The organism is Kitasatospora terrestris (assembly GCF_039542905.1).
In the GTDB taxonomy this organism is placed as follows: Bacteria; Actinomycetota; Actinomycetes; order Streptomycetales; family Streptomycetaceae; genus Kitasatospora; species Kitasatospora terrestris.
The window spans coordinates 8,068,246-8,092,212 of the sequence record NZ_BAABIS010000001.1 but is presented as its reverse complement, the minus strand read 5'-3'; the positions used below and the strand labels follow the sequence as shown (position 1 = coordinate 8,092,212).

24 protein-coding genes and 1 pseudogene are annotated in these 23,967 nt (G+C 74.4%); 14 read left to right on the top strand and 11 right to left on the bottom strand.

Going from position 1 to position 23,967, the window contains the following annotated elements; all coding sequences use genetic code 11:
- Positions 1-129: 129 nt before the first annotated feature.
- Positions 130-2,190, bottom strand: a complete 2,061-nt coding sequence (locus ABEB06_RS36855; protein WP_345701300.1) for a phosphocholine-specific phospholipase C — start codon at positions 2,188-2,190, stop codon at positions 130-132.
- A 238-nt stretch (positions 2,191-2,428) separates the two neighbouring features.
- Here ABEB06_RS36855 and ABEB06_RS36850 point away from each other — a divergent pair, with 238 nt between their 5' ends.
- Positions 2,429-3,082, top strand: a complete 654-nt coding sequence (locus ABEB06_RS36850; RefSeq protein WP_345701299.1) for a class I SAM-dependent methyltransferase — start codon at positions 2,429-2,431, stop codon at positions 3,080-3,082.
- On the opposite strand, the gene ABEB06_RS36845 is transcribed toward ABEB06_RS36850, so the two are convergent.
- On the bottom strand, positions 2,978-3,757 hold the full coding sequence (locus tag ABEB06_RS36845) for a helix-turn-helix domain-containing protein (protein ID WP_345701298.1): 780 nt from the start codon (positions 3,755-3,757) through the stop codon (positions 2,978-2,980). The two genes, ABEB06_RS36850 and ABEB06_RS36845, sit on opposite strands and share 105 nt — an antisense overlap.
- Before the next feature lie 135 nt (positions 3,758-3,892).
- Here ABEB06_RS36845 and ABEB06_RS36840 point away from each other — a divergent pair, with 135 nt between their 5' ends.
- Positions 3,893-4,321, top strand: a complete 429-nt coding sequence (locus ABEB06_RS36840) for a glutaredoxin domain-containing protein (protein ID WP_345701297.1) — start codon at positions 3,893-3,895, stop codon at positions 4,319-4,321.
- A gap of 3 nt (positions 4,322-4,324) precedes the next feature.
- On the opposite strand, the gene ABEB06_RS39460 is transcribed toward ABEB06_RS36840, so the two are convergent.
- A complete protein-coding gene (locus ABEB06_RS39460) occupies positions 4,325-4,633 on the bottom strand; it encodes a hypothetical protein (RefSeq protein ID WP_425559740.1) in 309 nt (102 codons plus the stop codon).
- Between the two features lie 108 nt (positions 4,634-4,741).
- On the opposite strand from ABEB06_RS39460, the gene ABEB06_RS36830 reads away from it, so the two are divergent.
- Together ABEB06_RS36830 and ABEB06_RS36825 are read left to right on the top strand one after the other, a co-directional pair.
- Positions 4,742-6,604: a HEAT repeat domain-containing protein gene (locus ABEB06_RS36830; protein WP_345701296.1), complete on the top strand. Its 1,863-nt coding sequence runs from the start codon at positions 4,742-4,744 to the stop codon at positions 6,602-6,604.
- Between the two features lie 216 nt (positions 6,605-6,820).
- Positions 6,821-7,558: a class I SAM-dependent methyltransferase gene (locus tag ABEB06_RS36825; RefSeq protein WP_345701295.1), complete on the top strand. Its 738-nt coding sequence runs from the start codon at positions 6,821-6,823 to the stop codon at positions 7,556-7,558.
- On the opposite strand, the gene ABEB06_RS36820 is transcribed toward ABEB06_RS36825, so the two are convergent.
- Positions 7,539-8,021, bottom strand: coding sequence for a hemerythrin domain-containing protein (locus ABEB06_RS36820; protein WP_345701294.1), 483 nt, complete (start codon positions 8,019-8,021; stop codon positions 7,539-7,541). The two genes, ABEB06_RS36825 and ABEB06_RS36820, sit on opposite strands and share 20 nt — an antisense overlap.
- A gap of 142 nt (positions 8,022-8,163) precedes the next feature.
- Between ABEB06_RS36820 and ABEB06_RS36815 the strand changes: the two genes are divergently transcribed.
- The gene (locus tag ABEB06_RS36815) at positions 8,164-8,586 is read left to right on the top strand and encodes a hypothetical protein (protein WP_345701293.1); all 423 of its coding nucleotides are present in this window, start codon (positions 8,164-8,166) and stop codon (positions 8,584-8,586) included.
- Between the two features lie 55 nt (positions 8,587-8,641).
- Here the strand turns inward: ABEB06_RS36815 and ABEB06_RS36810 are convergent, their stop codons facing one another.
- The gene (locus tag ABEB06_RS36810; protein ID WP_345701292.1) at positions 8,642-10,339 is read right to left on the bottom strand and encodes a DUF885 domain-containing protein; all 1,698 of its coding nucleotides are present in this window, start codon (positions 10,337-10,339) and stop codon (positions 8,642-8,644) included.
- Positions 10,340-10,444: 105 nt separating this feature from the next.
- Here ABEB06_RS36810 and bla point away from each other — a divergent pair, with 105 nt between their 5' ends.
- From bla to ABEB06_RS36790, 4 genes are all read left to right on the top strand, one after another.
- Positions 10,445-11,359: a class A beta-lactamase gene (bla, locus tag ABEB06_RS36805; protein WP_345701291.1), complete on the top strand. Its 915-nt coding sequence runs from the start codon at positions 10,445-10,447 to the stop codon at positions 11,357-11,359.
- 119 nt (positions 11,360-11,478) lie between these two features.
- A complete protein-coding gene (locus ABEB06_RS36800; protein ID WP_345701290.1) occupies positions 11,479-11,961 on the top strand; it encodes a carboxymuconolactone decarboxylase family protein in 483 nt (160 codons plus the stop codon).
- Positions 11,962-12,146: 185 nt separating this feature from the next.
- Positions 12,147-12,548, top strand: coding sequence for a hypothetical protein (locus tag ABEB06_RS36795; protein ID WP_345701289.1), 402 nt, complete (start codon positions 12,147-12,149; stop codon positions 12,546-12,548).
- Between the two features lie 144 nt (positions 12,549-12,692).
- Positions 12,693-13,682, top strand: a complete 990-nt coding sequence (locus ABEB06_RS36790) for an aldo/keto reductase (protein WP_345701288.1) — start codon at positions 12,693-12,695, stop codon at positions 13,680-13,682.
- A gap of 75 nt (positions 13,683-13,757) precedes the next feature.
- Here ABEB06_RS36790 and ABEB06_RS36785 read toward each other — a convergent pair whose 3' ends face one another.
- A complete protein-coding gene (locus tag ABEB06_RS36785) occupies positions 13,758-14,633 on the bottom strand; it encodes an SDR family oxidoreductase (RefSeq protein WP_345701287.1) in 876 nt (291 codons plus the stop codon).
- An 87-nt stretch (positions 14,634-14,720) separates the two neighbouring features.
- Here ABEB06_RS36785 and ABEB06_RS36780 point away from each other — a divergent pair, with 87 nt between their 5' ends.
- The 3 genes and pseudogenes from ABEB06_RS36780 to ABEB06_RS36770 all read left to right on the top strand — a co-directional run.
- Positions 14,721-15,323: a TetR/AcrR family transcriptional regulator gene (locus ABEB06_RS36780; RefSeq protein WP_345701286.1), complete on the top strand. Its 603-nt coding sequence runs from the start codon at positions 14,721-14,723 to the stop codon at positions 15,321-15,323.
- Between the two features lie 88 nt (positions 15,324-15,411).
- Positions 15,412-15,978, top strand: coding sequence for a hypothetical protein (locus tag ABEB06_RS36775; protein ID WP_345701285.1), 567 nt, complete (start codon positions 15,412-15,414; stop codon positions 15,976-15,978).
- Positions 15,975-16,625: pseudogene (locus ABEB06_RS36770) on the top strand (sigma-70 family RNA polymerase sigma factor); the annotation flags it as partial. The gene ABEB06_RS36775 and the pseudogene ABEB06_RS36770, both read left to right, overlap by 4 nt.
- A gap of 358 nt (positions 16,626-16,983) precedes the next feature.
- Here ABEB06_RS36770 and ABEB06_RS36765 read toward each other — a convergent pair.
- Positions 16,984-17,361, bottom strand: a complete 378-nt coding sequence (locus ABEB06_RS36765; RefSeq protein WP_345701284.1) for a hypothetical protein — start codon at positions 17,359-17,361, stop codon at positions 16,984-16,986.
- 163 nt (positions 17,362-17,524) lie between these two features.
- Complete coding sequence (locus ABEB06_RS36760) at positions 17,525-18,424, bottom strand: RNA polymerase sigma-70 factor (protein WP_345701283.1); 900 nt, start codon at positions 18,422-18,424, stop codon at positions 17,525-17,527.
- A gap of 170 nt (positions 18,425-18,594) precedes the next feature.
- Between ABEB06_RS36760 and ABEB06_RS36755 the strand changes: the two genes are divergently transcribed.
- Positions 18,595-19,653 carry an NAD(P)/FAD-dependent oxidoreductase gene (locus tag ABEB06_RS36755; protein WP_345701282.1) on the top strand — a complete coding sequence of 353 codons (1,059 nt, stop codon included), beginning with the start codon at positions 18,595-18,597 and terminating at the stop codon, positions 19,651-19,653.
- 61 nt (positions 19,654-19,714) lie between these two features.
- Here ABEB06_RS36755 and ABEB06_RS36750 read toward each other — a convergent pair whose 3' ends face one another.
- Positions 19,715-21,037, bottom strand: coding sequence for a glycoside hydrolase family 6 protein (locus ABEB06_RS36750; RefSeq protein WP_345701281.1), 1,323 nt, complete (start codon positions 21,035-21,037; stop codon positions 19,715-19,717).
- A gap of 205 nt (positions 21,038-21,242) precedes the next feature.
- On the opposite strand from ABEB06_RS36750, the gene ABEB06_RS36745 reads away from it, so the two are divergent.
- Positions 21,243-22,310: a TIGR03617 family F420-dependent LLM class oxidoreductase gene (locus ABEB06_RS36745; RefSeq protein ID WP_345701280.1), complete on the top strand. Its 1,068-nt coding sequence runs from the start codon at positions 21,243-21,245 to the stop codon at positions 22,308-22,310.
- 317 nt (positions 22,311-22,627) lie between these two features.
- Here the strand turns inward: ABEB06_RS36745 and ABEB06_RS36740 are convergent, their stop codons facing one another.
- Entirely contained in the window at positions 22,628-23,368 is a 741-nt protein-coding gene (locus tag ABEB06_RS36740; RefSeq protein WP_345702104.1) for a hypothetical protein, read from the bottom strand.
- Positions 23,369-23,370: 2 nt separating this feature from the next.
- Complete coding sequence (locus ABEB06_RS36735) at positions 23,371-23,859, bottom strand: GNAT family N-acetyltransferase (protein ID WP_345701279.1); 489 nt, start codon at positions 23,857-23,859, stop codon at positions 23,371-23,373.
- Positions 23,860-23,967 lie beyond the last annotated feature (108 nt).

Here is a 23,967-nt window from a genome sequence, read left to right as displayed (position 1 = left end):
CGCTGATTCTCCCAGACTCGTCGACCGTCCGAGCAGCTACGTTCGAAGGTCGTGGCGGCGGGGAAGGTACGAGTACCGTGTCGCCGCCCCGGACGGCCTGTGGCGGCGGTCCGGGGCAGCGACGGCGGGTCAGTAAGTGATCAGACCGGGGTCGGAGAGGCCCGCGGCGCCGGTCTCGACGTGTCCGGCGAGGCGGCGGACGAAGTCGGTGGTGACGTTGGAGGTGATGGTGACGTCGTACCAGTTGCGGCAACCGGCCAGTGAGAGCGTCAGGTTGACGGTGGTGCCCTTGCGGACGGTGACGGTCTGCGGGGTGCCGGCGTAGGCGTTGGTGACGGTGAGGACGGCGTCGGCGCCGGCCGGGTTGGTGAAGGTCAGGTCGAGGTTGCCGGTGGCGGCGTTGTGGCGGGCGACAACCTCGGGGCCGGCGGTCTTGCCGGGGTTGCGGAAGCGGCGCAGGAAGCCGTTCGGCCCGTGCACGGTCAGGTCGGTGACGCCCTTGGAGTACGTGGTGTTCCAGCTGTCGCCGATGGTCTTGCCGGCTTCGGTGGTGTAGGTCCACGGGCCGTCGGTGCGGTTGGGCGAGGTCACCAGGAACTGGCCGCCGGCCGCCGCGCCCGCGCTGAAGGTCAGCGCGTACTTGCCGGTGCTGATGTTGGCCGAACCGTCCACGTACGGAGCGTACTTCAGCGGCCGGGTGGGCTTGCTGCCCGCCTCCTGCTTGGGCATGGTGCCGGTCGCCGGCGGGGTCGGCACGTAGTCGGGGTGCCGATTGCGGTCCTTGGGCGCGTACGCGGCCACCGAGGGCAGCGCGGCCGCGGCCGCGTCGGAGGTGGTGAAGTCGAAGGCGGAGGTCAGGTCGCCGCAGATGGCGCGGCGCCAGGGCGAGATGTTCGGCTCGGCGACGCCGAAGCGGCGCTCCATGAACCGGATGATCGAGGTGTGGTCGAAGGTCTCCGAGCAGGTGAAGCCGCCCTTGCTCCACGGCGAGACCACGAGCATCGGCACCCGCTGCCCGAGCCCGTACGGACCGGCCGCGTAGCTCGCGTTGCCCGCGAACCAGTCCGCGCCGGTGGCGACCGTCGACAGGCCCTGGTTCGCGGAGGACGGCGGGAACGGCGGCACGACGTGGTCGAAGAAGCCGTCGTTCTCGTCGTAGGTGATGAACAGCGCGGTCCTCGCCCACACGTCCGGGTTGGAGGTCAGCGCGTCCAGCACCTGCGACACGTACCAGGCGCCGTAGTTGGCGGGCCAGTTCGGGTGCTCGGTGAACGCCTCGGGCGCGGCGATCCAGGAGATCTTCGGCAGCGTGCCGGCCTGCACGTCGGCCTTGAGCCGGTCGAAGAGTCCCTCGCCCGCCTTGGCGTTCGTGCCGGTGCGGGCCTTCTCGTACAGGGCGCTGCCGGGCTGGGCGTTGCGGTAGGTGTTGAAGTACAGCAGCGAGTTGTCGCCGTAGTTGCCGCGGTAGGCGTCGTTGATCCAGCCCCAGGAGCCGGCCGCGTTCAGGCCGTCGCCGATGTCCTGGTAGATCTTCCACGAGACGCCCGCCTGCTCCAGGCGCTCGGGGTAGGTCGTCCAGCCGTACCCGGCCTCCTGGTTGCCCAGGACCGGGCCGCCGCCGACCCCGTCGTTGCCGGTGCAGCCCGTCCACATGTAGTAGCGGTTCGGGTCGGTCGAGCCGATGAACGAGCAGTGGTAGGCGTCGCAGATGGTGAAGGCGTCCGCCAGCGCGTAGTGGAACGGGATGTCCTGGCGCGTCAGGTACGCCATCGTGGTGGCCGTCTTGGCGGGTACCCACTGGTCGTACTTGCCGTTGTTGAACGCCTTGTGGCCGCCCGCCCAGTCGTGGTTCAGGTCCTGGATGAACTGCAGGCCCAGGTCGTCGACCTGCGGCCGGAACGGCAGGATCTCCTTGCTGCCGCTGTCCTTCTGGTACCAGACCGGCTTGCCGCTGGGCTGCGTGACCGGGCGGGGGTCGCCGAAGCCGCGGACGCCCTTCATCGCGCCGAAGTAGTGGTCGAAGGACCGGTTCTCCTGCATCAGCACGACGATGTGCTCGACGTCCTGGATCGTGCCAGTGACGCCCTGCGGGGCGATCGCCTCGGCCCGCGCGATGCTCTGCGACAGCGCGGAGAACGCGACGGTGGCACCGGCGAGTTGGAAGAAGCGACGACGGTTCAGATCAGCCATGGATGCAATCGACCTTTGCATGTCACGAGGGTGGGTGAGCGGTGCCACCAAGGACAGCGCCTGCGGGGTACCGATCGGCGGCCCGCTCGTGACAGCTCGCTGTACGGAAGGCGAACGCCTCAAGTTGTCTGAACATTTCGCTCCAGGAACCGGACGATCCGGACAGCTGCCCGCGGCCCGGGGCAGCGCGAGCGGTTCGTTCAAGACGCGGCGGTGGCACCCGGCCGAGACTTCCGGCATGACGACAACCGGCTTCACCCCCGCGCTCGGCCGCTTCGCCCACACCCGCCACTACGACACGGTGATCCGCACCCTCACCCGCGAACGCCTCTGGCGCGCTCTGGCAGCCATGCACATCGCGCCGCGCCCCGACGAGACGATCACCGACATCGGCTGCGGCACCGGCTCGCTCGCCCTGCTGCTCGCCCGGATCGAACCGCGCGCCCGGATCATCGGCCTCGACCCCGACCCCGAGGTGCTGAACCTGGCCCGCCGCAAGGAACCAGCCGTCGGCACCGTCGACTGGCGGGTCGGCCCGGGCGACGCGGCCGTTGAACTCCTCGGCGCCGGAACCGCCGACACCGCGGTCTCCTCGCTCGTCCTGCACCAGTGCACGCCCGCGGTGAAGCGGGCGATCCTGGCCCAGATGTTCGCCCTGCTCCGCCCCGGCGGACGGCTGGTGATCGCCGACTACGGGCTGCAGCGCACCCGCGCGATGCGGCTCGCCTTCCTCGGAGTCCAGTACGCCGACGGGCGGGCCGACACGCAGCCCAACGCCGACGGCGTGCTACCCGGCCTGATCGCCGGGGCCGGATTCACCGCCGTCCGGGAGGCCGAACTCGTCCCGACCCTCACCGGCTCGATCTCCGTGTACACCGCCCGCCGCGGCTGACGCCCGCAGCAGTGGCAGCACCGCCGACGGGGTCAGGCCCATCATCTCCCGCAGCTGGCGGCTGAAATGGGCCTGGTCGGCGAACCCGCCGGTCAGCGCCGCCTCGGCGAGCGACTGGCCCTCACCGAGCGCCCGGGCCGCGCGCACCAGCCGCTGCCAGATCCGCCAGCGGGCCAGCGGCATGCCGAGCTGCTGCCCCGCCAGCGCCCGCAGCCGCTGCGGTGACAGCCCGACCCGGGCGGCCAGCACCGGCAGCGGCAGCTGACGCTCGGTCAGCTCCGCGAGCGCCGCGCGCAGCCGGGCGTCCACCGCGCCCGACCGGTCGCCGCCGAGGCGCCGCAGCTCGCCCTCCGCCAGGCCCGCCAGCTCCGGCACGGCCGTGATCCCGGCCCCGCACCGGGACCGCAGCCGGTCCGCGAACGCGCAGTGCGGGTCCACGAAGAACATCCGGGCCGCCCCGATCGCCGCCGGCCGGTGCCGCACCATCGGCGGCACCACCAGTGCCGGGGCCCGCAGCCACTGCCCGGCCGCGTCCGCCATCGCGACCTCGCCCGCCTCCGCGACCGCCACCTGGAACGCCGCGTGCCGGTGGTACCCGGCCTCCGCCACCGGACCCCGGTAGTACGCGTACCCTTCCCGCACCACGAAGGACGGCGCCCGCTCTCCCCCACCCATGCCCGGCATGCTCCCACAGCGCCGATCGCCCGCTGCCCCGCCACCGGCGGGAGTCCCACCCCGGCCCGTGGGCCCGCCGGCACGGCGGGACCTCCCCGACCGGGGCCGACCGGCGGTCACGTACGCTCCGACACCATGACGCGTGTCTGGATCCTGCCAGTCCTTCTGGTGCTCTGCGGTGCGGCCCTGACGGCCGGACGTCTGCGCGACGGATCGCCGGCCGACGCCGCCGTGCTCCTGGCGGTGTTCGTCCTGCTCGCCGCCGTGACCTCGCCGCTGGTCTTCCCCCGGTCGATCGGCGCGGACGAGGCGCAACGACGCAGCGCGGCCGACGGCCGGCCGGTCGTCTACTGGCGGCCGGGCTGCGCGTACTGCCTGCGGCTGCGCCTCCGGCTGGGCCGCCGGGCCGGGCGGGCGCACTGGGTGAACATCTGGCGCGACCCGGCCGGGGCGGCGGCGGTCCGGGCCGTCAACGACGGCAACGAGACGGTGCCGACCGTCGTGGTGGCGGGCGGCGCCCACACCAATCCGGACCCGGCCTGGGTGCGCGAGCGGCTCCGCTGACCGTCAGCGGTAGAACGTCCGCCCGACGGCGCCGGAGGACACGGACCAGACCTCGACGATCCGGCCGCGCGACCACCCCGGCGGGTGCTCCGTCGACCGGGCCGAGCACCACCACCGCCCGCAGCGCCCGGGTCCCGGGGCGGCGCCCAGCAGGTACCGCTGCAGCACCGTTCCCCGGCTCTCCCGCCGCGCCCAGGTCCGTACCCGCTCGGGCGACGCGGTCAGAAAGGCCGTCAGCGTGGTGCCCAGGTAGGTGACGAGGCAGCAGAAGGGCACCAGCACGGCCGCACAGGACGCCACGGCGGTGCTCACCGACGAACGGCGGCGCTCGGGAGAGCCCGGAGTGCGCCCTCCGACGCTACGTCACGGCGGCCGGAAAATCCGGCCACGCTGCGTGGGCCGCTCTGTTTCAATGCCCGCATGCGAACCTCCAGGATCCGCGCCTTCGTCCACCGGCAGCTCGACGGCCGGCTGCTTCCGCGCGACGGGCGGGCCCTGCTCGCCGACCACCTGGACGAGGTCGCCGCTGCGGTCGCCGCCCGCACCGAGGACCCGGTCACGGTCGCCGCCGTCCACGCCTACGGGCTGATCCACCACGACGGCTGGACACCGGAACGGCTGGCGGCCTCCGGCTTCCCCGAGGCCGTCGTCTCCGCCGCCGCAGCCGCCCATCGCCACGTCGGCGGCCGCCGCCGCTTCCCGGCCGCCGCCGCGCGCCGCGCGCACCTGATCGACGCGTGCGTCCGCGCCGTGTCCGGCGGAGTGCCGCCGACCCCGCAGCAGCGGGCGGGCGACCGCGTCCGGACGGATCTCGCCCGCGACGGCGCACCGGCCCCGGCCACCGTCGCCGAGCTGATCGGCGATCTGGACAGCGCCGACCCGGAGACCTGGTGGTACGCCGTCGGCATGCTCCCCCACGCCCGGTCCGCGGCGGCCGTCGAACCGCTGATCGCGGCCTGGGAGCGGCTGCGGCCGACCGCCGACGACCCGCGATCCGGCTACGCGGAGCGCAGCAGCGTCAAGTACGCCCTGCGCGCCTCGCTCGCCGCCGCCGACCTCGACGTCCTGCTCCGCGTCGCCGACCACCCCGACGCGGCGGTGCGCTGCGCCGCCACCCACACCCTGCGCGGCGTGGACGACGAGCGCGCCCGGGCCGCCGTCCTGCGCCACGACCTCGCTTTCGCCGGGAAGCTGCTGGGCCTGGCCGCCACCGACCCGGAGCCCGTGCCCGGCGCGGACCTGACGGCGCGCCTGGTCGGTCTGCCCGTCGACGGGCGGGCCCGCCACGAGGTCCTGGACGTGCTGGGCCGGCTCGGCCACCCGTCCTGCCTCCCGGCGCTCACCGCGGCGCTCGGCCGCCGTGGCGACGGCCACGGCCAGGTCCGCGCCGAGCGGGCGATCGAGGCGGTCGGCGGGACCGAGGCCCTGCGCCGGGCGGTCCTCGACGTCCTGGAGGACCCGCACGCCGATCCGACCAACGCCGCCCAGGTCGCCGCACGGCTGCGGATGGCCGAGGCGGTACCCGGGCTGACGGCCGCGGTACGCGGCGGCCCCTGCCGGCCGGCCGTCCTGTCCGCGCTGGTCGCGCTCCGGGCCCGGTCGGCCGTCCCCGTCCTCGTCGAGGTGCTGGACGGCCTCGACGCACGGCAGACCTGGCTGCGGACCCCGCTCCTCGACACCATCGGCCGCCTCGATCCCCAACCCGCCGTCGAGCACTTCCTCACGGCCGCCCGCCGGCCCGGCACCCACCGCACCGCCCTGGACGCACTCGCCCGCTGCCACGACCCGCGCGCCACCGCCCTCGTCACCACCGCCCTGCTGTCCGGCGACAGCCGGATGGCGCTGGTCCGGCCGCTCGCCGAACGCGCCGACCCCGAGACGCTCGACGTGCTGGCCCACGTCGTCGCCACCACCCCGGACCGGAGGATCCGCCAGGTGGCCACCCGCGGGATCCTGAGGACCCTGCGGGCCGCCCCGGACCGGGCCGACTCCACCCTGAGCTCCCTCGCCTTCTCCTCCGTGCAGGCGCGGATCACGGCCGCCTGGCTGGAGGGCCGGCTCGGCCCGCAGAACCAACGGGACCCGCTGCGCCGGCTGGCCGAGGCGAGCCGCTCCGCCGACCAGCGGGTCCGCGCCCAGGCGGCCCGCTCCCTCGTCCGGATCGGCACCCCGGGCGCCCTCGACCTGGTCCGCCCCCTCTGCCAGGACCCCAGCCGCCACGTCCGCGCCTGCGCCGTCGGCCACCTCGCACCCGCCCGCCCCAACCGCTGGCCGGCCGCCTGACACCCGGCGCCCCTCCCGCCGACCCGGGCCGGTCCCCGCTGCCCGGGTACCAAGCATCCCGGCAGAGGTCCGATCTCCCGCCGTCCGTCCCCCGGGACCCGAACCCGCCGTGCGTCCCTCGGGACCCGATCCCGCCGCACTACCCGTGAAAAGCCGGATCCCCGCCGTACGTCCCTCAGGGGCCCGATCCCCGTCCCACGTCCCGTCAGGAGCCCGATGCTCGACTACGACCACGAGGCCACGCGCTACGACGCCACCCGCGGTGGCGAACCGCGTGCCGAGGCCGCCGCCGCGGCGGTGGAGCGCCTGCTGCCGCCCGGTGCCCGCACCGTCCTCGACCTGGCCTGCGGCACCGGCATCGTCACCCGCCGGCTGCGGCGGCCCGGACGGACCGTCATCGGCGTCGACCGCTCACCCGGGATGCTCGCCGCGGCCGCCCAGCGCCTGCCGGGCGGGCTGGTCCGCGCCGACGCCACCCGCCTGCCGCTGGTCCGCGGCAGCGTGGACGCGGTGGTGACCGTGTGGCTGCTCCACCTCCTGCCCGATCCGCTCCCGGTGCTCGCCGAGGCGGCCCGGGTGCTGCACCCCGGCGGGGTGCTGGTCACCACCGTCGACAAGGACGACGCCTACTTCGCCGAGGACAGCGACCTCGCCCGGCTGACCGGGCCCCTGCGCCTGCGGTACGCCTCCCGGCTGCCCGACCACGCCCCGCTGCTGATCGAGCGGGCGGCGGGCCTCGGGCTGAGGCCGGGCGACGAGACGGTCTTCCCCGGCACCGGCCAGGGGCGCAGCCCGCGCGGCCTGAGCGCGGCGATCGACCGCGGCCACGTGCCGTGCTGCAACCACGCCTCCCCGGAGGAGGTCGCGGAGGTCCGCCGCCGCCTGGCCGCCCTGCCCGACCAGGAGACCCCGCGCCCGGATCCGCTCTACCGGCTCATCGCGCTGCGTCGCTGACCGGCCCGCCCCCGGCGAAGGCGTTCGCCCGCCAGGCGGCCATGGCCGTGTTCCACTGCTCGCCGGTGAGTTCGGTCAGCGCGGCGGGGAAGAGGCCGTCCTCCTCCTTGGCGATGTGATGCTCCAGCTCGGCCGCCGAGCGGACGAACTCGGCCCGCTGCTCGGCCGATCCGAGGTCGAGGCCGGCCAGGAAGTCGGCGAGCTCGCGGTGCTCGCGGACCAGGTCGTCGACGTAGGCCGTGTACTCGGGGTTCTCACGCATCACCGCGAACAGGCCCTGTTCCTCGCCGGCCCAGTGCCGGCGCAGTTGCTCGGCCATCGGCGCGACCAGCCGGCGTGCCCCGGCCACGTCACCGGCGTCGAGCGCCCGGACCGCGGCGCCGGCCAGGTCGGTGACGGACGCGTGCTCGGCGATGAACTCCTTGAGCAGCGGGATCTCACGGCACCCGCAGTAGTGGCACATCCCTGACCCTCTCGTCCCCGCGATCGTGCCAGCACCGGGCGGCCGTCCCCGGCCACCACGCCGACCGGCCCGGCGCCGCCTCGCGCCCGACCGGTCGGAACCCGCCGTTCCGCCGCGCGCACCGACCTGCGAGAGTGGGCGGATGCTTCTCCCTCCCGAGCAGGCCCTGTTCGTCCGCGGCACCGTCCCCGCGCTGCTGCTGGCGGCCGCCCCCGTCCACGACGACCTGCCGGTCCTCGCCGTCACCGACGGCGAGGTGCCCCGCTGCGACGGGTGGAGCATCGTCCCGAAGCTCACCCTCTGCGTCGTCGACGGCCCGGGCGAGGCCGGCGTCGTCATCCCCTCGATGGTCGCGCCGGTCGTCGACGGGGACCAGGGGCTGCCGGCCGACCTCGCCGACTGGTGCGAGGACGCCGAGCGGGCCGGCGGCGCCGTGGTGCTCTCCCTCGACGCCCTGCCCGAGTCCCTGGACTGGGCACACCTGCTCCGCGCCGGCACATCCCCGCGGCGGCTTCCTCCCGGCACTGACCTGACCGACCGGCCTCCCGGGGCTGACCTGACCTGACCGACCGGCCTCCCGGCGCTGACCTGACCGACCGGCCTCCCGTCCTCCCGGCCTCCTACTGGACCTCGGCGAGCTGGTCGACCAGGTCGTCCAGGCCGAGCGATCCCTGGGCGAGCGCGCCCATGTGCCAGGCCTTGAGGTCGAACGCGGCTCCCTGCCGGCGGCGAGCGGCCTCCCGCCCCCGCAGCCAGGCGCGTTCGCCGAGCTTGTAGCCGATGGCCTGGCCCGGCCAGCCGAGGTACCGGACGATCTCGCTCTCCCGCAGCTCGGCCGGACTGCCGTTGAACTCGGCCATGAACGCGGTCGCCAGTTCGGGGGTCCACCGCTCGCCGGGGTGGAAGCCGGCATCGGCGGGGATCCGCAGGCCGAGGTGCATGCCGATGTCGACGATCACCCGGATCGTGCGCAGCATCTGTTGGTCGAGGAAGCCGAGGCGGTGGGCGGGATCCTCGAAGAAGCCCAGTTCGTCCATGAGCCGTTCCGCGTACAGCGCCCAGCCTTCGATGTTGGCGCTGACCGTGCCCAGGGTGGTCTGGTAGCGGCTGAGCCGGTCGGCGAGCGCCACCCACTGGGCGAGCTGCAGGTGGTGCCCGGGGACGCCCTCGTGGTACCAGGTGGTGACGAGCTGCCAGGTCGGGAAGGCGGTCCGGCCGAGGGTGGGCAGGTAGGTGCGGCCGGGGCGGCTGAAGTCCAGGTTGGGGCCGGTGTAGTACGGCGCGGCGGCGGTTCCCGGAGGCGCTGTGTGGGACTCCACCCGGCGCAGCGGCCCGGCGATGTCGAAGTGCGTGCCGTCGAGTGCGGTGATCGCCCCGTCCATCACCTGCTGGAGCCAGTCCCGGACCGCCTCCTCACCGTGCACGACGTGGCCGTGCCGTTCCAGGTGGTCCACCGCCTCCTTGACCCCCGCCCCGGGCAGGACGCGCTGCGCCTCGGCGCGCATCTCCGCGGCCGTGCGGTGGAACTCGCTCCAGGCCCAGGCGTACGCCTCGTCCAGGTCGAGGTCGGCGCCGGTGTTGTGGCGGACCGCGAGGCGGTAGCGCTCGCGGCCCACGGCGTCCGGGACGCCCGCCGCGACGGCGGCGGGCGTGTAGGTGTTCCGCAGCCAGTCGCGGAAGTCGGCGACCGCGGCGGTGGCCTTGCCCGCGGCGCCGTCCAGCTCGGTGCGCAGCCGTTCGGGCCCGGGCGCGACGAGGTCGGCGAACCAGCCGGCGCCGCCGGTCGCTTCCCCCGTCCAGGCGGTGAGCTGGTCGGCCACCGCGGCCGCCTGGCGCGGGGCCGCGAGCAGACCGCGGGAGACCCCCTCGGTGAGGGTGGCCCGGTAGCCGTCGAGTGCGGCGGGCAGGTTGCGGAGCCGACCGGCCACGACGGCCCACTGCTCGTCCGTCTCGGTGGGCATGTAGGTGAAGATGTCCCGCACCTGGTGCACGTGGGCACCGATGGGGCGCAGCTGACGGAAGTTCTCCCCGCTTTCGTGCAGGGCGAGTTCGGCGCTGAGGCGGTCCCGGAGCAGCCGCTCGCAGCGCCGGTCGGCGGGGTCCGTCCAGGCCGCTCCGGCGGCGGAGGCGGCGTCGAGCTCGGCGAGGGTGCCCCGGACGGTGGCGGCGTGTGCCTCGAACCCCTCCGGGGAGAGGTCCGGCTGCCTGTCGTCATCCGGGTGCAGGCCCAACCAGGCGGCCTCCAGCGGATCGTGGGCGGCCACCCGGTCGAGGTGGCGGTCGGCGATGGTGCGTGGGGTGATCGTTTCATCGGCCATGGCGCCATCATGGCCGATCCTCGTGACCTTTCGGGCACAGACAGCGTGGTGGGATGTAGGGCCGGGCGCCGACCGCCCGGTGGGACGAGGGAAGCGGAGGACAACATGACGGTACGTCCGAACAGGCGCGGGATGCTCACCGGAGCAGCGGCGACGGCCCTCGCCGTCGCGCTCCCGCTGGGCAGCGGCCGGGCCGCCGCCCAGGACCGGGGCGCCGTCCCGCATCTCGGCGAGGAGCTGCGCGCCCTCGAACGGGAACACGCCGCCCGGCTGGGCGTCTTCGCGTACGACACCGGAACGGGCCGGACCGTGCGCCACCGCGCCGACGAGCTGTTCCCGTACTGCTCGACCTTCAAGACCATCGCCGTGGCCGCCGTCCTGCGCGACCTCGACCACGACGGCGGCCACCTCGCCACGGTGATCCGCTACACCGAGGAGTACGTCACCAGGTCCGGCTACGCCCCGATCACCGGCCTGCCGGAGAACCTCGCCCACGGCATGACCGTCGCCGACCTGTGCGCCGCCGCCATCACCCACAGCGACAACGGCGCCGCCAACCTGCTGCTGCGCGAACTCGGCGGCCCGACCGCCGTGACCCGCTTCTGCCGCTCCCTCGGCGACCCGGTCACCCGCCTCGACCGCTGGGAACCCGACCTCAACACCGCCGAACCGGACCGGGTCACCGACACGTCGAGCCCCCGCGCCCTCGCCCGGACCTACGCCCGTCTCACCCTCGGCAACGCCCTCACCGCACCCGACCGGGACCGCCTCACCGGCTGGCTGCTGGCCAACACCACCAGCACCCACCGCTTCCGCGCCGGGCTCCCCGCGGACTGGACCCTCGCCGACAAGACCGGCACCGGCAGCTACGGCACCACCAACGACGCCGGCCTCACCTGGCCGCCCGGGCGCGAGCCGATCGTCCTGGTGGTCCTCTCCACCAAGCACGACCCCACCGCCCCCGCGGACGAACCCCTGGTCGCCCGCACCGCCGAACTCCTCGCCGCCGCCCTGGCCTGATCCGGCGACCGCCCTCGAAGAAGTCCTCCGGAGAGACCCGCGCCCGGCTGTCACATCGCCGGGCCGGGATCCGTCGGTGCAGTGACAGCAACGGACGGAACCCCCGAGAGGACCACCCCATGACCACCGCGCCGCGCTCCCGGATGTCCGACCCGATCGCCCAGGTCCCCGAGCTGGAGGAGCTCTCGGGCTGGCTGTTCCGCGCCACCGGCAACCGCTCCGTCCCGCGCACCACCATCGGCCTGGTCCAGCTCCGGGCCGGGCAGATCGTCGGCAGCACGTACCTCACCGCCCTGCACACCGGTCTGCTCCGCAAGGCCGGCGAGCGCGAGGAGCGCCTCGACGCGGTCGCCACCTGGCAGTCCGCGCCGTACTTCACCCCCGCCGAACGGGTCGCCCTCGCCCTGGTCGAGGCCGTCCTCACGCCCAACCCGCAGGGCGAGCGGGTCTCCGACGAGCTGTACGCCGAGGCCGCCGGGCACTACGACCCCAAGGCGCTGACCACCCTCACCCTCGCCATCGGCCAGGTGAACTTCTTCGTCCCGCTGGCCCTGATCGGCAAGCCCGTCCCCGGCGTCAAGCCGGCCGACCAGTGGACCTGATCCCTCGAACCACAGCACCGCGCGCCGGACCCGGACGGGCTCCCACCGCGGGGTGCACGTCCGGGCGCTCCGGGTGACTGGGGGTGCGAATAGGTAGTGCCCGCAATTGAACCCCCAGTGATCCGCGCGGTCTGCTGGACGTGCCGCCGCAGCCCGGCGGCCCCGAGATCAGGCAGGTGGCAGCGATGGACGCATTCGAGCGAGCCGGCGACGCCGGACAGCCGCCCCGCACGGCGGCCTACCTCCGCTCCTACCCCTTCGACCCGACCGGCATGGAGTGCCAGCGCTGGGCCCTGGACGCCCTCGCCGCCGACCACGGGCTGCCCGAACCGCAGCTGCACATCGACAACGGCCTGCGCGTCGCCGACGGCCTCCCGGCCCTGGACGCCCTGCTGCGCGCCGTCGCCGCGGGCTGGATCACGGCGGTCCTGGTCCCCGGGCTGTACGTGTTCGGCCTGCGCCCCGAGCAGACCGCCTCGGTCCTGCGGGTCCTGGAGCTGCACGGCTGCCGCCTGCTCCAGCTGCCCTCCCGGCACGCCCGGGCGCGCGGCACGGCGTCCGACGGCCCGGTCCCCGCGGCGGCCTGACGCAGCCACCGCCCGGCGCACGCCCCCGGGCCCGGGCGCGTCCCCGACGGGTGCCGTCCCACCGCCCGGAACAGGACGGATAGGGTGCGGGCGGGGCCGCCACGGCCCCGCCCGCACCGCCGTCACCGTCACCGAGGGCCGCCCATGTCGCACGCACCGACCGCCGATCACCGCCCGTCCGTCGCCCGGTACGGCCTGGGCACGGCCGCGGTCGGACGGCCCGGGTACATCACGCTCGGACGCGACCGGGACCTGCCGGCCGACCGCACTGTCGACGCCCTCCGCGAGCGGACCCACCAGCTGCTCGACGCCGCGTACGCCGCCGGCGTGCGGTACCTGGACACCGCCCGCTCGTACGGGCGCGCCGAGGAGTTCCTCGGCGGATGGCTGGCCGCCCGGCCGGAGGCCGCGGCGCAGTGCACGGTCGGCAGCAAGTGGGGCTACACCTACACCGCCGACTGGCGTGCCTCCGGGGTGCCGGTGCACGAGGTGAAGGAGCACTCGGTGGCGGTGTTCGACCGCCAGATCGCCGAGACCCGGGCCACGCTCGGCCGGCTGCCCGACGTCTACCTGGTGCACTCCGTCACCCCGGACAGCCCGGCGCTCACCGACCCGGTCCTGCACGGGCGGCTCGCCGCGCTGGCTGCGGAGGGCGTCCGGGTGGGGCTCTCCACCAGCGGCCCGGCGCAGGCGGCGGCGATCCTGGCCGCCCTGGACATCACGGTCGACGGCCGGGCCCTCTTCACCGCCGTCCAGTCCACCTGGAACGTCCTGGAGACCTCCGCCGGACCCGCGCTCGCCGAGGCGGGGGCCCGCGGCGTGCTGGTCGTCATCAAGGAGGGCATGGCCAACGGCCGCCTCGCCGACCGCAACGCCACCGGACCCGACACCGCCGCGCTGCGCGCCGTCGCCGCCCGCGCCGGGACCACCTGCGACGCGCTCGCGCTCGCCGCCGCGGCCGCCCAGCCGTGGGCCGACCTGGTGCTCTCCGGCGCGGCCACCACCGGGCAGCTCGCCTCCAACCTGACGGCCGCCGACCTCGCCCTCACCCCGGACGACCTGGCCGGACTCGCCCCGCTCGCCGAACCGGCCGACCACTACTGGAAGACCCGCTCCGCCCTCCCCTGGGCCTGAACTTCCGCACCTCGGCCCTCGGGCTTGAGCTCCCGCACCTCGGGCCTGAACGCCTGAGCGCCTGAGCGCCGCCGGTCAGCGGAACGCCGGCAGGTTGCGCGCGACCCACGCCTCGAACGGGCTCGCCGGGCGGCCGAGGACGGCCTCCGTGTCCGGGGAGACCACGAGCTCGGCCGGCCGCGGCTCGCCGAGGATGTCCAGCGTGCCGGTGACGACCTGCTCCGGCATGGACCGGGACATCGCCGCGGACGCCTCCGCGCGGGAGAGCTCGACGAACGCGACCTCCTCCCCCAGCGCCTCCGCGACGGCGGCGACCTGCTCGCGCGGGCTGATCGGCACGGGGCCGGTCAGGGTGTAGGTGCGGCCCGCGTGCCCGTCCTCGGTCAGCGCGGCCGCCGCGACGGCCGCGATGTCCGCGGGGTCGACCACCGGCAGCGCCACGTCGCCGAACGGCGCGAACGCCGTCCGCCCGGTGCGCACCGTCTCCGCCCAGGCGAAGGCGTTGGAGGCGAACCCGGCGGGCCGCAGGACGGTGAACGCCCGCCCGGACGCCCGCACCGCCGCCTCGAACTCCCGCAGCCGGGCGTGCGAGGGAGCGTCCGGGCGGGTCTCGCTCGCCTGCGAGGAGACCAGCACGATCCGCTCGACCCCGGCGTCGCCGGCCGCCTTCACCAGCGCGTCCGGGCTCTCACCGCCGAGGTTGAGCTCCCCGCCGAGCACCAGGAACAGCGCACGCGCCCCGGCCAGCGCCGGCCCCATGCCCGCCGCCTCGCCGACGTCCGCCCGCACCCACCGGACGCCCGCCGCACCGTCGCCCCGTGCACCGCCTCCCTGGGCACCGCCTCCGTCGTGCGGCCGCCGCGAGACCGCCACGACCTCCTCCCCCGCCCCCGCCAGCAGACCGACTAGCGTCCGCCCGATGTTGCCGGTGGCACCCGTCACTGTGATCATCACAGTCCCCTTCGATCGAGTGAGTTAGTTGACTGACTTGGTTCGACCGTAGCACGCCCCCACCGGAGGATGTCTATAGTCAGTTGGGTGACCAACTCAGTGGATCGACGGACCCAGGCCTCGCACAAGCGCCGGCGCCTCACCGCAGCCGCCGCCAAGGTCCTGCACGAGCAGGGCGTCGAACGCACCACCCTCGCCGACATCGCCCGCGAGGCCGACGTCCCGCTCGGGAACGTCTACTACTACTTCAAGACCAAGGACGAGCTGGTCCGCGCCGCCCTCTCCGAGCACACCGCGCACCTCGACCAGCTCACCGCCACGCTCGACCGGTTCACCGACCCCCGCGACCGCCTGAAGGCCCTGGTCGCCGGCTGGATCGGCGAACGCGAACGCGCGGCCCTGCACGGCTGCCCCACCGGCACCCTCGCCGTCGAGCTCGACAAGCGCACCGACGGCACCCTCGACGCCGAGGTCGGCGCGGTGATCCGCCGCCTCCTCGACTGGTCCGCCACCCAGTTCCGCGCCCTCGACCTCCCCGACCCCGACGGCCTCGCCCTCACCCTGGTCGCCGGCTACCAGGGCATGTCCCTCCTCGCCAACGCCCTCCGCGACCCCGAGATCATGACCCGCGAAGGCACCCGCCTCCTCGACTGGCTCGACTCCCTCCAGCCGACGCCGTCGAACACCTGACCATCCGTCAGGCATCCCCTTCACCCAAACGTAGGAACCTTTCGGCGTTTTGTTCGCCGCGTCTGCCCCGCTCCCTACGCTGCGTCGCATGGACTGGTTGGCAGCCGCGGCCCTGGGCGGGCTCGGCGGATTCTCGATCGAGGCGTTGGACTTCATCCACGCGCTCAAGTCGCACGGTGCTCTGCCCTGGCAGGTAGGACCGGACCCTTCCGGGCGGATCGTCCGGCGGCCGGACCTGCGACCGGGCGAGGAGAACCTGCCCGCACCTGGTGGCACCGCCTACGCCGTGGCGGTTGCCCTCGGCGTGTTCGTCAGTAGCGCGGTGGCCGGTGTCATGGCGGCCACCTACGCGTACGCCGCGGTTCCGGCGGTGTCCTTCATCCTCGGCATGAACGTCCGGGGCATCTTGGACAAGCTGACCAAGGTCGTCCCGCTCCAGGTGGCGGAGCACGCACTCCGGGACATGGAGGCTGCCCGGCCTCGCGAGGACGAGCCCGCCCCCCAGCCACGGACGCCGGCCGTCGAGCCCGCACCCGAACCCGCACCCCGGGCGCGGACCGAGCCCGCTCTCGTGCCGGCAGCCGGTGAGGCGATGGCCGGCGAGCCCACGCCCGCCGGACCGGGCGAGCCCGTGACGGAAGGCACCACGCCATGATCCGCGGCGACTCCTTCGCCGGCCGGGTGCTGGCCGTACTGTCACGACGTTCGCCGGGACTCCGCGAGCCGGTGTCCGCCCCGTTGGCCCCACAGAACGCCGAAGTCGTTCTCCAGGCCCGAGCCTCGTCCGACACTGTCGCTGTGGTGGCGCGCGCCCAGGCGGGCGATGCCGCGGCCTTCGCGGCCTTGTTCGACCACCACGCCGACACCGTCTACCGGTACATCTACTACCGGGTCGGCAGCCGGGCCACCGCCGAGGACCTGACCAGCGAGACCTTCCTCCGGGCGCTGCGCCGGATCGGCACCTTCACCTGGCAGGGCCGGGACTTCGGCGCCTGGCTGGTCACCATCGCCCGCAACCTGGTCGCCGACCACTTCAAGTCCAGCCGCTTCCAGCTGGCCCTGACCGGCAGCGAGGCGCTCGGCTCCGACGCGCACGGTCAGGACACTGCGCTGGTGGAGTCCTTGCAGCGCCTCACTCCCTCGCAGCAGGAGTGTGCCGCTCTGCGATTCCTCGGGGGGCTCTCCGTGAGCGAGACCGCCCGGATCACCGGCAGGGACGAAGGCGCAGTCAGGACCCTCCAGTACCGTGCTGTCCGTTCCCTGGCCCGGCAGCTCTCCACCGGCTCACCCGACCGCCCCCGTCAAGACTCGCTGCCGGCCGGCGCGAGCCTCCGGACCGCCCTCCTGGAACGCGTCGTCCCCGCACCGGTGCTGGGGAGCGCCTTCGACCGGCTGCTGGTCCGTCACGACAGCCCCGTCACCGATGCCGAGCTCGCCACCTCGCTGCTCCTGTCGATCGTGGACCAGTTGCGCGAGATGGGCACCCGCGGTCCGAGCCCCGAGCCGATCTGGCGAAGTGTCATGCGGGCTCAGCTGACGGCGGTGTTCGAGCAGGAGTGGGCCGGAGGAGGCATGTGGCCCCGCGTCCCGTCCCAGCGAGGTCGGCGCCGACGCTGACGTCCCGCCGAACATGAGCACCCGACGCACCCGACCGTGGCCGTCAGCGATCGACCACCCTGGGTGCGTCGGTCGGCCACGAGCCCGTGGAGACGATGTGCGCGACGATCCTCAACGCCTCGTCCACGGGCACAGTGTCCGCGTCCGGGTACTCGTCGTCCTGCCCGTTGGAGAGGACAAACCCGTTGCTCGATCCCTCGGCGCCGGGCGTCACGGCGTGCTCGCCGGGATCCCCCTCGTCCTCCAGCAGCATGACCATCGCCCGCTCGGTGTTGGTCACGAGGGCCAGCGACCTCCCGGAGGAGCTGGTCAGCCACGTCTCGAACCGGCTGTCGTCGGCCCGCGCACGGAGGGCCTCCACCACCGTCGCGGACGACACGGGCCCGGGGCTGCCGCCGTCGATCACCCAGGTCTCGTTCACCGGCGCGGTCCGTCGAGGCTCACGGGTCGGTCCTTACGGTCGGTCAGCCAACGCCATGGCTACGGGAGCTGACCTGTCTCGGTAGTCCGTGCCTCCGTACGGGCGAAGCAGGCGCCCGCCCCCAACAGTACGCCCGCTCGCACGCCATGACCCGCCGGGGGCGTCATCGGGTGAGCGCGGTCTCCCGCTCGATCCGGGTCAGCTTCTCCGGGTTGCGCACCGTGTAGATGCCGCTGATCAGGCCGTCGTCCAACCGCAGTGCGATCACCAGGTCCACCTCCCCGTCGATCCGCAGCAGCAGCGCGGGGTGCCCGTTGACGCGGGTCGGTTCGGCCGTGGCGACCGGTCCCCAGACGCCGATGCCGGCGGTCAGCAGGCGGGCGACCTTCTCGGCGCCGACCGTCGGACGGGGCATCGCCTGCCTGATGCCGCCGCCGTCGGAGAGGGCGACCACGTCGGGGGCGAGCAGGTCGAGCAGGCCCTGCAGGTCGCCGGTGTCCACGGCCCGCCGGAAGGCGTCGATGGCGGCCCGGTTCTCGGCGGCGGTGACGGCGCCGCGCGGGCGGCGGGCGGCCACGTGGGTGCGGGCCCGGTGGGCGATCTGCCGGACGGCGGCAGGGCTCTTGTCGACGGCTTCGGCGATCTCCTCGTAGTCGACGCCGAACACCTCGCGCAGCACGAACACGGCCCGCTCGGTCGGGGCCAGGGTCTCCAGCACCAGCATCATCGCCATCGAGACGCTCTCGGCCAGCTCGACGTCCTCGGCCACGTCCGGTGCGGTGAGCAGCGGTTCGGGCAGCCACGGGCCGACGTACGACTCGCGGCGCCGGCTGAGGGTGCGCAGCCGTCCGAGGGCCTGCCGGGTGGTGATCCGCACCAGGTAGGCCCGGCGGTCGCGGACCGCGGCGTGGTCGACGCCGGCCCAGCGCAGCCAGGTCTCCTGGAGGACGTCCTCGGCGTCGGCGGCGGATCCGAGCATCTCGTACGCGACGGTGAAGAGCAGGTTGCGGTGGGCGACGAATGCCTCGGTGGCGGGGTCGGGACGGGCGTCCTCGCTGCTCATGGGTGGGGTGCCTCCTCGTTCGTGGGCGGTGCCACCCACAGGACGCCGGCGCCGCCCCGGCTGTGACCGCGCCGCGCGGTGACCTGTGCCACACCGGCGGGGGTGTCACGGGCCGGGGCCGGGCGGTGTCTCCTGCTCGGCACGTCAATCGGAGCGGCTGGGAGGCCGGGATGAAGGTCGTCGTGATCGGTGCGGGGTACGCGGGTTCGCTGGCCGCGAACCGGACCGTCAGGAAGGTACGGGGCGCGGAGGTGACGGTGGTGAACCCGCGTCCGGACTTCGTGGAACGGGTGCGGCTGCACCAGCGGATCGTGGGGACGGCCCGCGCCGCCACCCCGCTGGAGTCGATGCTGAAGGCCGGCATCGAGGTGCGCCTCGGCAGCGTGGAGAAGGTGGGCAACGGCGCGGTGGTGCTGGACGACGGGTCGGTGCTGCTGTTCGACTACGCGTTCCTGGCCGTCGGGAGCACGGTCCGCCCGATGCCGGGGACGGTCCCGGTGGGGACCTGGGAGGGCGCGGAGCAGGCCCGCGCCGCGCTGGCCGCGCTGCCGGCGGGCAGTGCGGTCACGGTGATCGGCGGCGGAGCGACGGGCGTGGAGACGGCGGCGGAGGTGGCGGAGGCCCGACCCGACCTGCGAGTGCGGATCATCGGCTCGCCGGTCGCCGACGGCTTCTCGCACAGGGCGTTCGACCGGATCCGCCGGGGCCTGGAGCGGCTCGGGGTGGCGATCGTGGACGAGGGCGCGACCGCGGTCACCGGCGGCCGGGTGCACCTGCGCTCGGGCGCCTCGCTCGCCTCGGACCTGACGCTGTGGGGGATCGTCTCCGGCGTGCCGGACCTGGCGGCGCGCAGCGGCCTGGACGTGGACGCGGACGGCCGGGCGCTGGTCGACCCGGCACTGCGCAGCGTCGCCGATCCGCGGGTGTTCGCGGTGGGCGACTGCGCGGCGGTGCCGGGCGCCCGGTTCGCGTGTGCGACCGCGACCCCGCAGGCCGCGGCCGCCGTCGACAACCTGGCCCGGCTGGTCGCGGGCCGGCCGCCGGAGCCGTTCGCGGTGCGCTACCTGGCACGGGCGGTCACGCTGGGCCGGCGCGCCGCGGTGGGCCAGCTCACCCACCGCGACGACAGCCTCCGCCGGGCCTCGATGTCCGGCCGGCCGGCCGTCGCCCTGAAGGAACTGGCTTCGCGCGGCGGCAAGTTCGGCGCCCGGACGGGCATCGGGGGCTGACTTGCCCCCGAAGCCCCGGCCGGCGCTCCCGGCTCAGGAGCCCTCGGTCGGCGCTCCCGGCTCAGGAGCTCTGGCCGGTGCTCCCGGGGAGGCGGGGACGGGTCCAGGGGGCGAAGGTCAGCGCGGGGGTGGCGTTGCGCACCAGGGTCAGCGCCTGCTCGGGCCACCAGGCGCCGGCCGCCGGGTCGACGATGCCGTACTCCGGGTCGACGGTGCCGCCGGGGATGTTGCGGTTGCACTGGCCGTCGGACTGGCCGATGGTCTTGATCCACAGGTAGGCGTCGACCAGCGGGGTGCCGGTGGCGGCGGTCGGGCGGTCGCCGATGCCGCGGCCGGGCGGGTTGCACCAGACCTGCGGGTCTCCGCTGTACTTGCCGGCCGGCGGGGTCCAGGAGCCCTTGCCGTTGCGGCTGGTGTCGACGACGAAGTGGGTCAGCTCGTTCAGCGGCGGGGTACCGACGTTCTGCCGGAACCAGTCGTCGGTCCAGTGCCAGGTGGCCGGGTCCTCGACGTCGACCGCGTTGCCGGGCTGCCCGTCGTTCGGGGCGGCGGGCGAGTAGTACTGGCTGGCGCACCAGTCGGCGTGCCCGCGCGCCCACTCCGGGCCCTTGGTGGCGAACCACAGGCAGCCGGAGACCCAGGTGCCGTACCGGTCCGAGCGGTCGGTGGAGAGGAAGTTCGACACGTTCAGCGAGAAGCCCTGGGCGTGCTCGATCCCGGCCTGCTGCAGGCGCTGCGCGATGGCGCCGACGCCGTGCCAGTGGCTGTTGCCCGCGTCCAGGTAGACCACGCTGTTGGGCTGCTGCGCCAGGGCGTCGACCGCGTACCGCAGGTCGGCGATCCGGCCGGCCGTGAGCGCGCCGGTGGGGTCGCTGGTCGGCGAGCAGTCGGACGGCAGGTTGGCCAGGCCGTCGGGCTCGACCACCACTACCGCCTTGCTGCGGCCGATGCCGCGGGCCAGCGCGGAGATCCAGTCCCGGTACTCGGCGTCGGACTGCGCGCCGCCGCTGGAGTACTGCGAGCAGTCCCGCAGCGGGATGTTGTAGGCGACCAGCACCGGCACCGTACCGGTGGCGGCGGCCCGGCGGACCAGGGTGCGGGTCTGCTCCTCGACCTCGGCGGGCGTGCCGCCGGTGAACCAGTGGGCCTGCGGCCAGGTGGCGAGCCGGGCCATCGCGGCGGCCTCGGAGACGTTGTGCGCCAGCAGGTCGCGGACGGCCTGCTTCGCCGCGTCGCTGTCCGGCTCGACGTAGAACCGGGTGTCGGCGGGCAGCGTGTGGCCCCCGGCCTGCTCCGCCTGGGCCGGAGCGGGGACGGCGAGCGCCAGCATCAGTGCGGCGATTCCGGCCGGTACGGCGCGGCGCGGGATGCGCGACGGTTTCACGGGCCTCTCCTCTTGCGATCGACTTCGGACTGAGTGGGAGCGCTCCCACCGGTGCCTGATGATTCTGGCCGCCCTGATGCCGTGTCAATACGCCGGTACGATCCGGATCCCCCGGCAGCGCCGGGCGGGCGCCGACCCCCGGGCCGGATAGGGTGGACCGAGATCCGTTCGTCGACGGTCGGAACCCACCGGCAGGAACAGGCAGATGGCGCCCCAATCCCCTCCCCCCTTCCCGGCGCCGCTCGGCGTGGACTTCACCGCCGGCGCCCGCCCCGACGCCGCGCTCACCGGCATCGAGCAGGCCGACCGGCTCGGCATCGACCGGGCGCTGTTCTCCGAGACCGCCCACGACCCGTTCCAGCTGCTCGCCCTCGCCTCCGGACGCACCACCCGGATCGAACTCGCCACCGGTGTCGCCATCGCCTTCGCCCGCACCCCGATGACCCTCGCCCACAGCGCCTGGGACCTCCAGCGGTACTCCGGCGGCCGGGCCGTCATCGGACTCGGCTCCCAGGTCAAGCCGCACATCACCCGCCGCTACGCCATGCCCTGGGACCGGCCCGCCGCCCGGATGCGCGAGTTCGTCAGCGCGACCCGGGCCGTCTGGCACAGCTGGCAGACCGGCCAACGGCTCGCCTTCCGCGGGGACTTCTACACCCACACCCTGATGACCCCGTTCTTCGACCCGGGCCCGCTCGACCACGGCGCGCCCCGCCTGCTCATCGCCGGTGTCGGCCCGCTGATGTCCCGCGTCGCGGGCGAGGTGGGTGACGGCCTCGTCTGCCACCCGCTCAACTCCCCCTCCTACCTGGCCGAACGGCTCCTCCCCGGCGTCCTCGAGGCCCGCGCCGACTCCGAGGCGGCCGGCGCCGCGTGGACGGCCGGGCGGCCCTTCGAGGTGTCGGTGAGCGTGCTGACCGCCACCGGCCGCACCGAGGAGGAACTGGCGGCCTCCGTCACCGCCGTCCGCGAGCGGATCGCCTTCTACGCCTCCACCCCCGCCTACCGCGCCGTGCTCGACCACCACGGCTGGGGCGCGCTCCACGACGAGCTCCACACCCTCTCCATGCGCGGCCGCTGGCAGGAGATGGGCCGCCTCGTCGACGACGACGTCCTCCACACCTTCGCCGCCGTCGGCGACCCCGCCGAAGCGGGCCGCCGGATCGCCGACCGCTACACCGGCATCGTCAGCCGCGTCTCCGTCTCCCTCCCCGACGACGCCGACCCGGCCGACGCCTTCGACGTCCTCGCCGCCATCCGCTCCGCGGCGTAGGGCCCGTCCCCGAACCCGCTGCCCCGAAGCACACCAGCCGGTTCCAGGAACCCGATTCCCGATCGGACGGAGTCGTGGGCCTGGTGCCCTTCGTAGAGGTGCACGGCAGGCCCGCAGCGGGCACGCCGGAGGCCTTCCAGGTCGGCGCAGAGGTGCAAGTCGTTGTCACCGCCGTTGAGCTGCCACGGCGAAGGGTGTTTCTCTCCCAGGGCGAGGACTCCCGGCATTCCGATGCCGGCGCGCTGAGGTGACTGCTCCACCCCGTCCATCCGCTGCCGGCTCGAACGGGCCGCACCGAGCTCTCGGCGTCCCGAAGGTCAGGAGGGCAGGTGGGCCGGAGAGTCCGGGTGCGGCCGCATCAGGAGCAGGTCCTCGCCCCAGGCGTCCAGCACCGCCGCGTGGCCGGCGGCCCGGGCAGCCGCCTCCATCTGGGCGAAGAGCCGCTGCTGCAGCGCCACTTCGCCGGTCGCGGTGATCCGGGCGACGGTGTCCAGCAGCGCGGCGCTCTCCCAGCCGGGCAGCGGGAACCGGTCCAGCTCCCAGGCCAGGTACTTGTTGTAGGGGCGCGGTCGGCGCTCCAGGGCGAAGAGCAGGTCGAGCAGGAATCCGACGCCGGCGGCCGCGTCGAGGAGGCCGGCGAGCGGGTTGCCGTCGCGGTGGTTCTTCACCGAGCGGTAGAGCGCGTTGGCGTAGGCGTCCAGCAGGGCGGCGGCGGACCGGAAGGCCTCCTCGGCGCCCAGCCGTCCCATCGCGGCGACGATCCGGGTGACTTCCCCGTCGCAGCGGTCGACCAGCACCCGGGAGCGGGCGATGGCGTACCGCTCCCAGTCGGCGGGCCGGCGGAAACCTTCGAGGGTCGTGACGACCAGGTCGAGCCGCGCGGAGCGGAAGCCTGCGAGCGCGGTCGGCCCGCTCGCGGCGTCGTCGGCGAGGATGACGTAGAGGTCGTGGTCGGAGTGACGGGTGGTCATGCCGTCGTGGGCCCGGGAGCCCTTGAGGACGAGCCCGACGACGGCCGGGTCGGCCGTCGCATCGGCGACGAACGCCGCGAAATCCATGGTCACGTCAGGTCCTTGCGCATCAGCGTGCACATCGTCTCGTACCGCTGGAGCGAGCCGTCCTCGGCCTCCACGTCCCAGGAGTCGAGCTCGCGGCCGAAGGCCCGGTAGCCCAGGCGTTCGTAGAGGGCGCGGGCGCGCGGGTTGCTCTCCTCGACGCCGAGTTCGGCGCGGGCCAGGCTCCGGGCGGCGATCCGCTGCTCGGCGGAGCGGATCAGCAGCGTGCCGATCCCGCAGGACTGCAGGGCCGGGTGGACGGCGAGTTGCCAGAGCGTGCCGGCGCCGGGCTCGACCGTGTAGTCGATTCCGCCGACCGCCACCGGGAGCCCGGCCGGCGTGCAGACGGCCAGGTAGTCGATCTCACCCGCCTCGGCGCGGCGGATCTGGTGGACGAGCTCGCGCACGTGCTTGGGTGAGCCGGCCCAGGTGCAGGACGGCAGGTCCGCTTCGTTGAGGCCGCGCACCGACAGGTGCAGCCTGATCTCGGTCATCGCCGCACCCCTTCGACTCCGACAGCGGCCGTCTCCCATTGCAGCAAGCCGGTCCCCTTGCCGTCCAAGGGGTTTCGGAACCGCCCCGACGCCGGCCGGTAGGACCCG

Coding starts and splice junctions, on each gene's coding strand:
- ABEB06_RS36790 (WP_345701288.1), top strand. CDS start 12,693: ATGTCGCACGCACCGACCGCCGATCACCGCCCGTCCGTCGCCCGGTAC.
- ABEB06_RS36855 (WP_345701300.1), bottom strand. CDS start 2,190: ATGGCTGATCTGAACCGTCGTCGCTTCTTCCAACTCGCCGGTGCCACC.
- ABEB06_RS36810 (WP_345701292.1), bottom strand. CDS start 10,339: ATGGCCGATGAAACGATCACCCCACGCACCATCGCCGACCGCCACCTC.
- ABEB06_RS36735 (WP_345701279.1), bottom strand. CDS start 23,859: ATGACCGAGATCAGGCTGCACCTGTCGGTGCGCGGCCTCAACGAAGCG.
- ABEB06_RS36840 (WP_345701297.1), top strand. CDS start 3,893: ATGACGCGTGTCTGGATCCTGCCAGTCCTTCTGGTGCTCTGCGGTGCG.
- ABEB06_RS36740 (WP_345702104.1), bottom strand. CDS start 23,368: ATGGATTTCGCGGCGTTCGTCGCCGATGCGACGGCCGACCCGGCCGTC.
- ABEB06_RS36745 (WP_345701280.1), top strand. CDS start 21,243: ATGGCGCCCCAATCCCCTCCCCCCTTCCCGGCGCCGCTCGGCGTGGAC.
- bla (WP_345701291.1), top strand. CDS start 10,445: ATGACGGTACGTCCGAACAGGCGCGGGATGCTCACCGGAGCAGCGGCG.
- ABEB06_RS36800 (WP_345701290.1), top strand. CDS start 11,479: ATGACCACCGCGCCGCGCTCCCGGATGTCCGACCCGATCGCCCAGGTC.
- ABEB06_RS36760 (WP_345701283.1), bottom strand. CDS start 18,424: ATGAGCAGCGAGGACGCCCGTCCCGACCCCGCCACCGAGGCATTCGTC.
- ABEB06_RS36820 (WP_345701294.1), bottom strand. CDS start 8,021: ATGTGCCACTACTGCGGGTGCCGTGAGATCCCGCTGCTCAAGGAGTTC.
- ABEB06_RS36830 (WP_345701296.1), top strand. CDS start 4,742: ATGCGAACCTCCAGGATCCGCGCCTTCGTCCACCGGCAGCTCGACGGC.
- ABEB06_RS36755 (WP_345701282.1), top strand. CDS start 18,595: ATGAAGGTCGTCGTGATCGGTGCGGGGTACGCGGGTTCGCTGGCCGCG.
- ABEB06_RS36775 (WP_345701285.1), top strand. CDS start 15,412: ATGGACTGGTTGGCAGCCGCGGCCCTGGGCGGGCTCGGCGGATTCTCG.
- ABEB06_RS36785 (WP_345701287.1), bottom strand. CDS start 14,633: ATGATCACAGTGACGGGTGCCACCGGCAACATCGGGCGGACGCTAGTC.
- ABEB06_RS36825 (WP_345701295.1), top strand. CDS start 6,821: ATGCTCGACTACGACCACGAGGCCACGCGCTACGACGCCACCCGCGGT.
- ABEB06_RS36845 (WP_345701298.1), bottom strand. CDS start 3,757: ATGGGTGGGGGAGAGCGGGCGCCGTCCTTCGTGGTGCGGGAAGGGTAC.
- ABEB06_RS36795 (WP_345701289.1), top strand. CDS start 12,147: ATGGACGCATTCGAGCGAGCCGGCGACGCCGGACAGCCGCCCCGCACG.
- ABEB06_RS36815 (WP_345701293.1), top strand. CDS start 8,164: ATGCTTCTCCCTCCCGAGCAGGCCCTGTTCGTCCGCGGCACCGTCCCC.
- ABEB06_RS36850 (WP_345701299.1), top strand. CDS start 2,429: ATGACGACAACCGGCTTCACCCCCGCGCTCGGCCGCTTCGCCCACACC.